Origin of the sequence: Nocardioides caricicola, from assembly GCF_039541135.1 — a bacterium.
Lineage (GTDB): Bacteria > Actinomycetota > Actinomycetes > Propionibacteriales > Nocardioidaceae > Nocardioides > Nocardioides caricicola.
The window spans coordinates 222,080-234,560 of record NZ_BAABFQ010000005.1 but is presented as its reverse complement, the minus strand read 5'-3'; the positions used below and the strand labels follow the sequence as shown (position 1 = coordinate 234,560).

General features: G+C 71.3%; 12 protein-coding genes. 6 read left to right on the top strand and 6 right to left on the bottom strand.

Features of this window, described 5'->3' with window-relative positions; genetic code table 11:
• Positions 1-19: 19 nt before the first annotated feature.
• Positions 20-667 carry an NAD(P)H-dependent oxidoreductase gene (locus ABD875_RS09445; RefSeq protein ID WP_345173778.1) on the bottom strand — a complete coding sequence of 216 codons (648 nt, stop codon included), beginning with the start codon at positions 665-667 and terminating at the stop codon, positions 20-22.
• Positions 664-1,281, bottom strand: a complete 618-nt coding sequence (locus ABD875_RS09440; RefSeq protein WP_345173776.1) for a TetR family transcriptional regulator — start codon at positions 1,279-1,281, stop codon at positions 664-666. Before ABD875_RS09440 ends, ABD875_RS09445 begins: the two co-directional genes overlap by 4 nt.
• A 122-nt stretch (positions 1,282-1,403) precedes the next feature.
• Between ABD875_RS09440 and ABD875_RS09435 the strand changes: the two genes are divergently transcribed.
• The 4 genes from ABD875_RS09435 (at position 1,404) to ABD875_RS09420 (ending at position 4,517) form a co-directional block, all read left to right on the top strand.
• On the top strand, positions 1,404-2,471 hold the full coding sequence (locus ABD875_RS09435) for a ferredoxin reductase (protein WP_345173773.1): 1,068 nt from the start codon (positions 1,404-1,406) through the stop codon (positions 2,469-2,471).
• A 10-nt stretch (positions 2,472-2,481) separates the two neighbouring features.
• Positions 2,482-3,573: a fatty acid desaturase family protein gene (locus ABD875_RS09430; RefSeq protein WP_345173770.1), complete on the top strand. Its 1,092-nt coding sequence runs from the start codon at positions 2,482-2,484 to the stop codon at positions 3,571-3,573.
• A 10-nt stretch (positions 3,574-3,583) separates the two neighbouring features.
• Positions 3,584-3,802 (top strand): hypothetical protein, encoded by a 219-nt coding sequence (locus ABD875_RS09425; protein WP_345173767.1) that lies wholly within the window; start codon positions 3,584-3,586, stop codon positions 3,800-3,802.
• Between the two features lie 151 nt (positions 3,803-3,953).
• Positions 3,954-4,517, top strand: a complete 564-nt coding sequence (locus ABD875_RS09420; RefSeq protein WP_345173764.1) for a G5 domain-containing protein — start codon at positions 3,954-3,956, stop codon at positions 4,515-4,517.
• A 4-nt stretch (positions 4,518-4,521) separates the two neighbouring features.
• On the opposite strand, the gene ABD875_RS09415 is transcribed toward ABD875_RS09420, so the two are convergent.
• A complete protein-coding gene (locus ABD875_RS09415; protein ID WP_345173761.1) occupies positions 4,522-4,920 on the bottom strand; it encodes an MmcQ/YjbR family DNA-binding protein in 399 nt (132 codons plus the stop codon).
• Between the two features lie 4 nt (positions 4,921-4,924).
• Positions 4,925-5,575: an acetoacetate decarboxylase family protein gene (locus tag ABD875_RS09410; RefSeq protein ID WP_345173758.1), complete on the bottom strand. Its 651-nt coding sequence runs from the start codon at positions 5,573-5,575 to the stop codon at positions 4,925-4,927.
• A gap of 63 nt (positions 5,576-5,638) precedes the next feature.
• Here ABD875_RS09410 and ABD875_RS09405 point away from each other — a divergent pair, with 63 nt between their 5' ends.
• A complete protein-coding gene (locus ABD875_RS09405) occupies positions 5,639-7,912 on the top strand; it encodes an arylsulfatase (RefSeq protein WP_345173756.1) in 2,274 nt (757 codons plus the stop codon).
• A complete protein-coding gene (locus ABD875_RS09400; RefSeq protein WP_345173754.1) occupies positions 7,905-8,450 on the top strand; it encodes a TetR family transcriptional regulator in 546 nt (181 codons plus the stop codon). Before ABD875_RS09405 ends, ABD875_RS09400 begins: the two co-directional genes overlap by 8 nt.
• A gap of 12 nt (positions 8,451-8,462) precedes the next feature.
• Here the strand turns inward: ABD875_RS09400 and ABD875_RS09395 are convergent, their stop codons facing one another.
• Positions 8,463-8,639, bottom strand: a complete 177-nt coding sequence (locus tag ABD875_RS09395) for a DUF6104 family protein (protein WP_243058219.1) — start codon at positions 8,637-8,639, stop codon at positions 8,463-8,465.
• Positions 8,640-8,642: 3 nt separating this feature from the next.
• Positions 8,643-12,398 carry a multifunctional oxoglutarate decarboxylase/oxoglutarate dehydrogenase thiamine pyrophosphate-binding subunit/dihydrolipoyllysine-residue succinyltransferase subunit gene (locus ABD875_RS09390; protein WP_345173751.1) on the bottom strand — a complete coding sequence of 1,252 codons (3,756 nt, stop codon included), beginning with the start codon at positions 12,396-12,398 and terminating at the stop codon, positions 8,643-8,645.
• Positions 12,399-12,481: the final 83 nt, after the last annotated feature.

Below are 12,481 nucleotides of genomic sequence, written 5' to 3'. Positions count from 1 at the left end.
GCAGCCACAACGTGAGGGACTATCGCGGCGGAGCGACCGCCTGGGACACTTCCCGGCCGGCCCGGGTCGCCAGGTCGGCGACCTCGGCGAGCCAGGCGGCGCGCTGGTCGGCATTCGCGTCGGCGACGACGCGCAGCACGAGGCGGTCGACGGCCGGGCCACCGAGGTACGGCGCCAGGCAGCGTCGCCAGATCGCGTCGAGCGGGTCGCCGTACTGCTCGGCCTCGCGGTCGTCGGGGGTGTCGGAGGTGTTGACGACCAGAAGCCGGCGCAGGCGCAGCAGCGAACGGGGCAGGCCGCCGGCGTCGTCGAGGGTGTAGGCGACACCGGGGACGAGCACGCGGTCGAGCCAGCCGGCCATCACGGCGGGCGGCTTGCCCCACCAGTTGGGGTGCACGGCGACGAGGACGTCGGCGCCGGCGACCAGCTCGCGATGGCGGCGTACGAGCGGGTCGGTGGTGCGCGCGAGCAGCTCCGCGGCGGAGACCCCCGCGGTCCAGGTCTCCTCGGCGGTGAGGACCGGGTCGAAGCCCTCGGCGTACAGGTCGTGCAGGTCGACCTGCAGCCCGGCGTCGCGCAGGGCGGACGCGGCGCGGTCCGCGACCGCGTGGTTGAGGCTGCCCGGCCGTGGGTGCGCGAGCACGACCAGGGCGCGAGCCGCGGTCACGGCTTGGATCGCCAGTTCAGCGCACCGATCAGCACCATCCGGAGCTGGGTGCGCGCCTGCTCGACGAGCTCCTTCTCGGCGTCCGGGCGGTCGGCGGCGCCGAGGATCGCCTCGGCGGTCGCGACCATCGCGGTCACGATCAGGTTCGACAGCACCCGCAGGTCCTCGCCGGACCAGGCGTCGGTGCCCGGCAGCTGGGCCAGGTCGGTGGCGAGCTCCCGCTCGAACAGCTCGATCTGGTGCCGGATCGCCTCCCGGACCGCCGGTGGCCCGGCCGCCCGCTCGCGGGCGATGAACAGGAAGTGCGCGCGGTCCTGGTGCACGTGCGCTACCAGCACCGAGACCGAGCGGTCGACGACGTCGGAGAGGGCCGGGTCGCCGCGGCGCAGGTCGCGCATCATCGTCCGCAGCGACACGAACGACTCGTCGACGAGGGCGAGCCCGAGCGCCTCGATCGAGTCGAAGTGCCGGTAGAACGCCGTCGGCACGATGCCGACCTCCTTGGCGACCTGACGCAGCGACAGCACGGCGAGCGTGCTCTCGTCGGACAGCTCGAGCGCGGCATCGAGGATCGCGCGCCGGGTGCGCTCCTTCTGCTCGACGCGCGTGCTCATGGGCTCAGGCTAGCGCTGGGAGCACGGCTGTGCTCCGGCTCACCCGCGGGGACCTTGACCGTACTCCCGGTATGCGGGCATGGTTTGAGTGTACGAACGTTCACTGAAAGGAAGGAGCGGACATGAACCGGATCCTCCGGTCCCGCGCGGTGGCGGCTCTCACCTCGCCGCACGGCGTGGACCGCTACCTCGAGCAGCTGAACCCGATGTGGGCCGCCCACGACGTGCGCGCCCGCATCGTCTCCATCCACCGCGAGGTCGACGTCGCCGGGCACCCGGCCGTCGCCACGCTCACCCTCCAGCCGACCTCGACCTGGCAGGGCCACCGGGCCGGCCAGCACGTCCAGGTCGGCGTCGAGGTCGACGGCGCGCGGCGTACGACGCGGGTGTTCTCGATCTCCAGCCCCGAGTCCCGCAACGGTGACCGGTTCACGATCACGCTGCGCGCGAACCCCGACGGCGTCGTCAGCCGGTTCCTCGTGGAGCGCGCGCAGCCCGGCCAGATGCTGCACCTGTCGCAGGCCGAGGGCGAGTTCGTGCTCCCGGCGCACGTGCCCGAGCACGTGCTGTTCATCAGCGGCGGCTCCGGCATCACCCCGGTGATGTCGATGCTGCGCACCCTGCAGCGGCGCACGCACCGCGGCCGGGTGACGTTCCTGCACTACGCGCAGAGCCCCGAGCGCCAGATCTTCGCCGCCGAGCTCGACGACATCCGTCGCTCAGGCCATGGCATCGACGTGCACCTGCTGCACCCGGAGCTCGGCGACCCGAACCTGTCGCCGGCGTACCTGGAGCGGTTGGTCCCGGGCTACCGGGACGTGCCCACGTGGGCGTGCGGGCCGGCGCCGATGATCGAGGCCGTCCAGGCGGCGTACGACGGCTCGGAGGCGCTCCGCGTCGAGTACTTCAAGCCGCCCCGGGTCTCCACGGGAGCCAGCGGCGGTGAGGTCGCGTTCGAGCGCTCCGGCGTGAGCGGCGCGAACACCGGCGCCACCCTGCTGGAGCAGGCCGAGGCGCTGGGGCTGAAGCCGGAGTCCGGCTGCCGGATGGGGATCTGCTTCTCGTGCACGTCCCGCAAGACCGAGGGCACCGTCCGCAACGTGCTGACCGGTGTCGAGTCCTCCCTCCCTGGTGAGGACATCCAGATCTGTGTCAACGCTCCCGTCGGCGACTGCGCCGTGGAGCTGTGAGGAGGCACCCATGAACACGACGACGCTCACCGACGAGCAGCTCGAGGCGTTCGGCGAGGAGATGGACGCGATCCGCCGGCGCATCATCGCCGACCTCGGCGACGAGGACGCGGCGTACATCCGCAAGGTCGTGAAGACCAAGAACAACTTCGAGATCGCCGGCCGGGCGCTGTTCTACCTGCCGCCGGCCTGGCCGCTCGCGGTCGCCGCGCTGTCAGTCAGCAAGATCCTCGACAACATGGAGATCGGCCACAACGTCATGCACGGCCAGTACGACTGGATGGGCGACCCGGCGCTGAGCTCGCGAATGTACGAGTGGGACAACGTCTGCCCGAGCGAGCAGTGGAAGTACAGCCACAACTACATCCACCACACCTACACCAACATCCTCGGCAAGGACCGCGACATCGGGTACGGCATCCTCCGCATGGACGAGGACCAGCCGTGGCACCCCTACTACCTCGGCAACCCGCTCTACGCGTTCCTGCTGATGGTCTTCTTCGAGTGGGGCGTGGCGATGCACGACCTCGAGGTCGAGAACATCGTCGCCGGCCGGCGGAAGATGTCGGAGAACAAGGCGCTGCACGCCGGGATCATGCGCAAGGTGAAGCGCCAGGCGCTCAAGGACTACGTCCTGTTCCCGGCGCTCACGGGCCCGCTGTTCCCGCTGACGCTGGCCGGCAACGCCACCGCGAACCTGGTCCGCAACATCTGGGCGTTCAACATCATCTTCTGCGGTCACTTCCCGGCGGGCGTCGCGACGTTCAGCCAGGAGGAGTGCGAGGACGAGTCCCGCGGGCAGTGGTACTACCGTCAGCTGCTCGGCTCGGCGAACATCACCGGTGGCCCGCTCTTCCACGTGATGACCGGCAACCTGTCGCACCAGATCGAGCACCACCTGTTCCCGGACCTGCCGGCGCGCCGGTACCCCGAGATCGCCGCCGAGGTCCGTGAGATCTGCGAGCGGTACGGGCTCGCGTACAACACCGGCCCGCTGCGCAAGCAGCTCGGCAGCGTGGCCCGCAAGATCTGCCGGATGGCGCTGCCGGACCGACCGCGACGTACGCCGGACCGGGTTGTGGCGGAACCGGTCGCCGCCTGAGGATGGGCAGATGAAGGACGAGCTGTCGCGAGCAGAGATCCGCAAGGACGCCGTGCAGGGGACCGTGGAGGCCGCGGCCTCCACGGTCGGCCAGGTCGCCACGATCGTCACCAGTGCCGTGCGTGACGTCGCGAGCGCGGTCGGCGGGTTCGCGACCGAGGTCTTCGAGATCCGCGACGCCGCCCGCCGGGCGGCCGCGGAGCACGACCCGGCGGCCGACCCGGACTAGATCGGGCCGTTGTACTGCGGACCGGCGCGGTTGCTGTCGCCCTCACCGCGCGCGACGGCGCCGCTCTTCAGCCGCCGCACGTCGTCGTCGACGCGCGCGACCGGTGTAGTCCACCGGTGCCAGGACGGTCACTTCGGCCTACCTTCCCACCATGCACGCACGCGTCCTCGCCGCAGCGGTGGTGCTGGCCCTGTCGCTGGCCGGCTCGTTGACGGGCTGCGCCGCGACCGACGACGCGAAGGGCGGCGGCGAGAGCCGCCCGACCGCGGCCAGGACGAAGCCGGCCTCGGCGCCGAAGTCCGGCACGCGCACGGTCACGAAGCGCGAGTCGATCCCGAACGGCACGCAGACCCACCGGACCACCCGGCTCGACCGGGGCGAGCGGCGGGTGACCCAGCGGGGCCACGACGGCCTGCGCGTCACCACCTGGCGGGTGACGGTCAAGAAGGGCAAGGTCACCGAGCGCACCAAGGTGAAGTCCGTGGTCGTGAGGAAGCCGGTCCCGCGGGTGGTGTTCGTCGGCACGTACGTCGCGCCCGCGCTCAGCGGCGGCTGCGACCCGAACTACTCCAGCGGCTGCGTGCCGGTCGCCAGCGACGTCGACTGTGCGGGCGGCAGCGGGGACGGCCCGGCGTACGTCTCCGGCACCGTGCGGGTCGTCGGCAACGACCCCTACGGCCTGGACGCCGACGACGACGGCTGGGGCTGCAACTAGGCCGCTAGACCAGCCGGGCCAGCTTCTGCGGAGCGCAGAACCGGTACGACTCGGTGAGCAGCTCGGCGACCTCGGCCCAGTCCGTGGCGTCGTCGATCACCAGGCCGACGATCGTGCCGGACCACGGGGGCTTGTAGAACGGCAGCCCGGCGTGGGTCAGCGCGAGCAGCTCGTCGCCGGTCGCATGGAACGTGAGCACGGTCCGCTCGGATTCGTCGCCGGTGATGTCGCGGTACGACGACTCGTAGCCGCGCTGCGCCACCATCACGTGGCCGAAGGTCCTCGTGCGGATCCGCCAGCGCACGCCCGTCCAGGCGTCCTCCTCGTAGGCCTCGGGCAACGCCGTGGCGATCGCCCGGAGCCGGAGGACGACGTCCTCCGCGGGTTGGAGCCGCTCGGCCACCCGGTCAGCCGAAGGACATCTTGAAGTCGGCCTGCCGGAACGACGCGAGCTGCCGGGCGCCGCGCATCCACGCGAGCGGCCCGTCGGCGGCGAAGTCCCAGCGGCCGCGGCACGGCAGCGCCTTCGACGAGCCTTGCAGGATGGCCGTGCGCTCCTCGCCGTGCGTGTCGTCGATGCCCGGCTGCCAGGTGCCGCCCTTGAACGGGAGCCGCACCATGGCCTTCGAGACGTCGGTGAACGTCGCGCTCGCGATCGGCTTGCGGCCGAACGACGCGGTCCAGTCGGTCGTCGAGAGCGGGCCGCGGCGCTGGGTCTCGAGCTCGAAGTCGCACAGGCCCTTGGGGATCGCCCACAGCTCGCGGCCGCCGGCGACCGAGGCGGGGGAGTCGACCCAGATGTCGGTGATGCTCACCCGGCGCCCGTGGGCGTCGGTGTCGGCGAGTCGTGCGACCAGCAGCTCGGAGTAGGTCAGCGGGCTACCGGGCTCGTAGCTGACGAACGCCGCGCCGTAGGTGCCCGCGGGGCGCAGGTCGTCGACGGGGTCCTTGAGCCGGAAGATCGAGAGCCAGAGCTGGCCGACCATCGCCCAGGGGGCTGCCGGGTAGGAGACGTCGCCGTTCGGGCCGGTCGAGGAGATCCACTCGGTCTGCGTCATGGCGGCATCCTGCCCTACCGCAGGTCTCCACAAAAGTGTCAGTTGAGTGACAGAATCTCGTCCATGCAGACCCAGCGCATCACCGACCGCGTCGCGACGTCCGAGCCCCGCTTCGTGGAGTACCCGAAGCCCGACCCGGACGCGCCGAACGTCTTGGTCGTCGTGCTGGACGACATCGGCTTCGCCCAGCTCGGCTGCTTCGGGGCCGGCTTCGAGACCCCCAACATCGACCGGCTCGCGGCCGGCGGTCTGCGCTACAACCGCTTCCACGTCACGGCGGTGTGCTCGGCCACCCGGGCCGCGCTGCTGACCGGCCGCAACCACCACGCCGTCGGGATGGGCGTCACCGAGGAGGCAGCCCTCGGGTTCCCGGGCTACACCGGCCGGATCCCGCCCACGGCGGCGACGCTCGCGCGCACGCTGCGCGACCACGGCTACAACACGATGGCGGTCGGCAAGTGGCACCTGACGCCGCAGGTCGAGTACTCCGCGGCCGGCCCGTTCGACCGGTGGCCGCTCGGCATGGGCTTCGAGCGCTACTACGGCTTCCTCGGCGCCGAGACCAACCAGTGGGCGCCGGAGCTGGTGCGCGACAACACGCCGATCGACCCGCCGCGAACCCCGGAGGAGGGCTACCACCTGACCGAGGACCTGGTCGACCAGGCGATCCGGATGATCCAGGACCAGCAGCAGGCCGAGTCCCGCAAGCCGTTCTTCTGCTACCTCGCCACCGGCGCCGCGCATGCGCCGCACCAGGTCCCGACCGAGTGGATCGAGCCGTACGTCGGCCAGTTCGACGACGGCTGGGAGGCGTGGCGCCAGCGCGCGTACGACAAGCAGGTCGCCGAGGGCGTCGTACCTCCCGGGACCACGCTCACCGAGCGGCCGGAGTGGGTCCCGGCGTGGGACGACCTGTCGGCCGACGAGCGCCGCCTCTTCGCGCGCTACATGGAGGTGTTCGCGGGCTTCGTCACGCACACCGACCACCACCTCGGGCGGCTGTTCGACCACCTCGAGGAGCGCGGGCTCGCGGACGACACCCTCGTGATGATCCTGTCCGACAACGGCGCCAGCGCCGAGGGCGGTCCGACCGGCACGGTCAACGAGGCGGCCGGCTGGCTCGAGCTCAACGAGGACGTCGAGACCGCGCTCGCGCAGATCGACACGATCGGCGGGCCGGACGCCAACAACCACTACCCGTGGGGCTGGGCCTGGGCCGGCAACGCGCCGTTGCGACTCTGGAAGCGCTACGCCTGGCTCGGCGGGGTGCGCACGCCGCTCGTGGTCCGCTGGGGCGACCGGCTGGCCGAGCCCGGCGGCGTGCGCCAGCAGTTCTGCCACGCGGTCGACCTCTACGCCACGGTGCTGGAGGCCGCCGGCGTCGAGGCGCCGGCGAGCGTCGACGGCATCCCCCAGCAGCCGGTCGACGGCGCGTCGATGCTCCCGAGCTTCCGCGACCCCGGCGCCGCCGAGCACCGCACCCAGCAGTACTTCGAGATGATGGGCTCGCGCGGGATCTACCACGACGGCTGGAAGGCCGTGACCGACCACGTGGCCAACCAGTTCGGCGAGCGCGCCCACCTCGGCGGCAGCCACGACTTCGACACCGACCGGTGGTCGTTGTTCCGGCTCGCCGACGACTTCTCGGAGGCCGACGACGTCGCGGCCGAGCACCCGGACGTCGTACGTCGGCTCGAGGGGCTGTGGTGGGCCGAGGCGGGGCGGAACAACGTGCTGCCGCTGTTCGAGTTCCCCGGGTCGATGGCGCACATGCACCCGGGTGCGTACCCGCTCGCCGAGTCCGCGGTCTACCGCCCCGGCGGCAGCCCGGTGCCCGTGCCGCAGCTGCCGAGCCAGGTCGGCGGCTTCGTGCTGACCGCGCACGTGGACGTGCCCGACGGCGGCGCGAGCGGGATCCTCGCCGCGCTCGGCGACCGCCACGGTGGCTGGGCGTTCTACCTGCTCGACGGCCGCCCGGTCGCGACGTTCGCGCTCCTGGACGGTGCCCGCCGGGTGGCCGCGGCCGACCCGGTCCCCGTCGGACCGCACGTCGTCGAGCTGCGCTACCTGCCCGGCCGGGACGCGCGCGCGGTGATCGCCGTCGACGGCGTGGAGGTCGCCGAGGGACCCGTGCCGGGGCTGGTGTTCTTCCCGAACGTCTCGACCGCGGCCGGTGGGCTGCTGGTCGGCCGGGACCGGGGGATCGCGGTCAGCGCGGACTACCGTCCGCCGTTCCCGTTCACCGGTACTCTCGATCGCGTGGAGCTGCGAAGCGGCGCGCCGGACGCGCGCCCGGAGTCAGCAACGGCGATCCGGGTAGCCGTCGCCAGTGACTGAACCCGGGCGCCGAGAGCAGCGCAAGGACGAGACCCGACGGGCCCTGGAGGAGGCGGCGCTCCGGCGCTTCGCCGCGGACGGGTACGACGCCACGTCGGTCGAGGCGATCGCCGCCGACGCCGGCGTCTCGGCACGCACCTTCTTCCGCTACTTCGCGACCAAGGACGAGGTCCTCGACATGGGCCGCGAGGCCCGGCAGGCCGAGCTCCGCGCGGCGATCCACGCCCGCCGCGACCTCAGCGACGCCGAGGTCGTGCGCGAGGCGATCCTGGTCATGGCGCGCGGCTTCGAGCAGGACCGCGCACGGGTGCTGCTGCGCCAGGAGGCCGCCGCGAGCTCGGCGGTCCTGCGGGGCCGGATCTTCGACACGTTCCTGTCGTGGGAGTTCATCGTCGCGCGCGAGCTCGGCGGCACCGCGGAGGCTGACGCCCTGGCCGCGGCCGGCATCGGCGTCTTCCGCGCCGCCACCGTGCGCTGGCTGCGCGAGGGTGGGTCCCTGCCCGAACGGGTGGCGCAGGGCTTCGACGCGCTCGGCTAGTGCCCGCCGGCTCTAGTCCTCCGGGTCGTCCAGCCGCGCGAGCCAGGTCGCGAACCGCTCGACGGCGGTCTCGAACTCCGGGTGCGAGTCGACGAAGCCCTGGAGCTGCTCGGCGACCCACGCCAGGGTGACCTCCTCGTCACCCCGGCGCTTCTCGAGCTCCTCGATGCCGCGGTCGGTGAAGTACATGGCTCAGCTGAACGCGCGGGCGAGCAGGTCCTTCTGCTCCTCGGTGTGGCGCTTGACCGTGCCGACCGAGGGGGAGGAGGACTCCGGGCGGCCGACGAGCTCGACCTGGGCGTCCACGTGCGGCCAGACGTTGACCGCGTAGTGCGGCCACGGGCCCATGTTCGCCGGCTCGTCCTGCACCCAGCGCACGGCCTTGAGCTTCGGGAACCGCGCGATCTCCTCGCGGATCTCGGCCTCGGGCCGCGGGTACAGCTGCTCGATGCGCGCGATCGCGAAGCGGCCGGAGCTCTCCTGCTTGGCACGCTCGACCATGAGGTCCCACGTGACCCGGCCGGAGCACAGCAGTAGCGTGTCGACCTCGTTCGGGTCGGCGGTGGCGTCGCTGATGAACGGCCGGAACGTGCCGGAGGTGAACTCGTCCGGCGTGGACGCAGCCTCCTTGCGCTTCAGCATCGACTTCGGCGTGAACACGATCAGCGGCTTGTGGTCCTCGCCGAGCGAGTGCTGGCGCAGCAGGTGGAAGTACGACGCGGGCGTCGACGGCTGCGCCACGGTGAACGCGTCGTCGGCGGCCATCGTCATGAACCGCTCGATGCGCGCCGAGGAGTGGTCCGGGCCCTGACCCTCGTAGCCGTGGGGGAGCAGCAGCACGACGCCGGACTGCTGGCGCCACTTCGTCTCGCCCGAGGTGATGAACTCGTCGATCACCGTCTGGGCGCCGTTGACGAAGTCGCCGAACTGCGCCTCCCACAGCACCAGCGCCTCGGGACGTGCCACGGAGTAGCCGTACTCGAAGCCGAGGGCGGCGTACTCCGACAGCAGCGAGTCGTAGACGTAGAACTTCGCCTGGTCCTCGGTGAGCGAGGTCAGCGGCGTCCACTCGTCGGCGTTGGTGCGGTCGATGATGGTCGCGAAGCGGGACACGAACGTGCCGCGGCGCGAGTCCTGGCCGGCCAGGCGGACCGGGCGGCCCTCCATGAGCAGCGAGCCGAAGGCGAGGATCTCGCCGGTGCCCCAGTCGATCGGGCCGTCGGCGATCGCGGCGGCCCGGCGCTGCAGCTGCGGCATCACCTTCGGGTGGACGGTGAAGCCGTCCGGCGGGGTGACGTACGCGTCGGCGATCCGCTTCATGACCTCGTTGGAGACCGCGGTCTTCGCCTCGCCCGCGGGCTTGTCCGGGTAGTCCGGGACCGTGGTCCACTCCGACGGCTGGGTGCTCGCCTCGCGGACCTCGGTGAAGACCCGCTCCAGCTGCTGCTGGTAGTCGCGCAGGACCTGCTCGGCCTCCTCGATCGTGATGTCGCCACGACCGATGAGGGACTCGGTGTAGAGCTTGCGGACCGAGCGCTTCTGCTCGATCAGGTCGTACATCAGCGGCTGCGTGTACGACGGGTCGTCGCCCTCGTTGTGACCGCGGCGGCGGTAGCAGACCAGGTCGATGACGACGTCCTTGTTGAACGCCTGGCGGTACTCGAACGCAAGCCGTGCGACGCGGATGCACGCCTCGGGGTCGTCGCCGTTCACGTGGAAGATCGGCGCCTGCACCATCCGTGCGACGTCGGTGCAGTACAGCGACGAGCGCGACGAGCCGGGCGAGGTGGTGAAGCCGACCTGGTTGTTGACGACCAGGTGGATCGTGCCGCCGGTGCGGTAGCCACGCAGCTGCGACAGGTTGAGCGTCTCCGCGACCACGCCCTGGCCGGCGAACGCGGCGTCGCCGTGGACCAGCAGCGGGAGGACGGGGTACTCCGCGCCACGGTCGAGCACGTCCTGCTTGGCGCGGGCGATGCCCTCCAGGACCGGGTCGACGGCCTCGAGGTGCGACGGGTTCGCGGCGACCGAGACCTTGATCCGGTCCTTCGAGCCCGCCTCGAACTCGCCCTCGGCGCCGAGGTGGTACTTCACGTCGCCGGAGCCCTGCACGGTGCGCGGGTCGATGTTGCCCTCGAACTCGCGGAAGATCTGGGAGTACTTCTTGCCGACGATGTTCGCGAGGACGTTGAGCCGGCCACGGTGCGCCATGCCCATCGCGACCTCGTCGAGGCCGGCTTCGGCGGCCGCCTCGCAGATCTCGTCGATGACCGGGATCGTGGTCTCGCCGCCCTCGAGGGAGAAGCGCTTCTGGCCGACGAACTTGGTCTGCAGGAACGTCTCGAACGCCTCGGCCTGGTTGAGCTTCAGCAGGATACGCAGCTGCTCCTCGCGGGGCGGCTTGGTGTGCGGCTGCTCGACGCGCTCCTGGATCCAGCGGCGCTGCTCGGGGTCCATGATGTGCATGTACTCGATGCCGGTGGTGCGGCAGTACGAGTCGCGCAGGATGCCGAGGATGTGCCGCAGCTTCATGAAGCGGCGGCCCTCGCCACCGAACGAGCCGGTCGCGAACTCCCGGTCGAGATCCCACAGGGTCAGCCCGTGCGACTCGACCTCGAGGTCGGGGTGGCTGCGCTGGCGGTACTCCAGCGGGTCGGTGTCGGCCATCATGTGCCCGCGCACGCGGTAGGCGTGGATCAGCTCGAGGATCCGGGCCTGCTTGCTGATCTCGTCGTCGTGCGACGTGGAGATGTCAGCGGCCCAGCGGATCGGCTCGTAGGGGATCCGCAGCGAGCGGAAGATGTCGTCGTAGAACTCGTCCTGGCCGAGCAGCAGCTGGTGCACCCGCTTCAGGAACTCGCCCGACTGCGCGCCCTGGATGACGCGGTGGTCGTACGTCGAGGTCAGCGTCATGACCTTGCTGATCGCGTTGCGCGCGATCGCGTCCTCCGACGCGCCCTGCCACTCGGGCGGGTACTCCATCGCGCCCACGCCGATGATCGCGCCCTGGCCGGTCATCAGGCGGGGGACCGAGTGGCTGGTGCCGATGCCGCCGGGGTTGGTCAGCGAGATCGTGGTGCCCTGGAAGTCCTCGATCGTCAGCTTGTTGTCGCGCGCCTTGCGGACGATCTCCTCGTAGGCGGTCCAGAAGCCCGCGAAGTCCATCGACTCGGCGGCCTTGATGCTCGGGACGAGCAGCTGGCGCGAGCCGTCCGGCTTCGGGACGTCGATCGCGAGACCGAGGTTGATGTGGGCGGGCGTGACGAGGTTCGGCTTGCCGTCGACGACCTCGAAACCGACGTTCATCTCCGGCATCGAGCGGACCGCCTTGACCAGCGCGTAGCCGATCAGGTGGGTGAACGACACCTTGCCGCCGCGGGCGCGGGCGAGGTGGTTGTTGATGACCGTGCGGTTGTCCCACAGCAGCTTCACCGGGACCGAGCGGACCGACGTCGCGGTCGGCACGGTCAGGGAGGCGTCCATGTTCTGGGCGGTGCGGGCCGGGGCACCGCGCAGCACGGTGTACGTCGGCTGGTCCTTCGCCGGCGCCGGCGCGGCCGGCTTGGACTCCTTGGGCATCGGGTTGCTGGTGCCCTTGGCCGGCTCCGCGGCCTTGGTCTCCGGGCGCGGCTTGGCGACCGGGGCGGGCGTCGGCGTCGGGTCCTTGTGCTCGACCTGCTGCTGGGGCCGCTGCTGGGCCTGCTCCTGGGCCGGCTTCGGCTGCGCGGGAGCGGCCGGCGCCGCCTGGCCGGGCGCAGCCTGGTTGGACTGGGTGGTGCCGTTCGTCGCGCTCGCGGCCTTGCCGTTGCTCTGGAAGTACTTCACCCAGGTGGGATCCACGCTGCCTGGATCGCGCTGGTACTGGTCGTACATCTCCTCCACGAGCCACTCGTTGGCGCCGAAGTCGGCGGAGGGGGTGTCGGACTGGTTGCCTGGGGAATGCGGCACGGCTTGTTTCGCCTCTTCCGGTACGTGCGCGGGGGAGTTTCAGTCGTCAAGGCTAGACCCCCACCCCAGCAAATGCAGGGTGA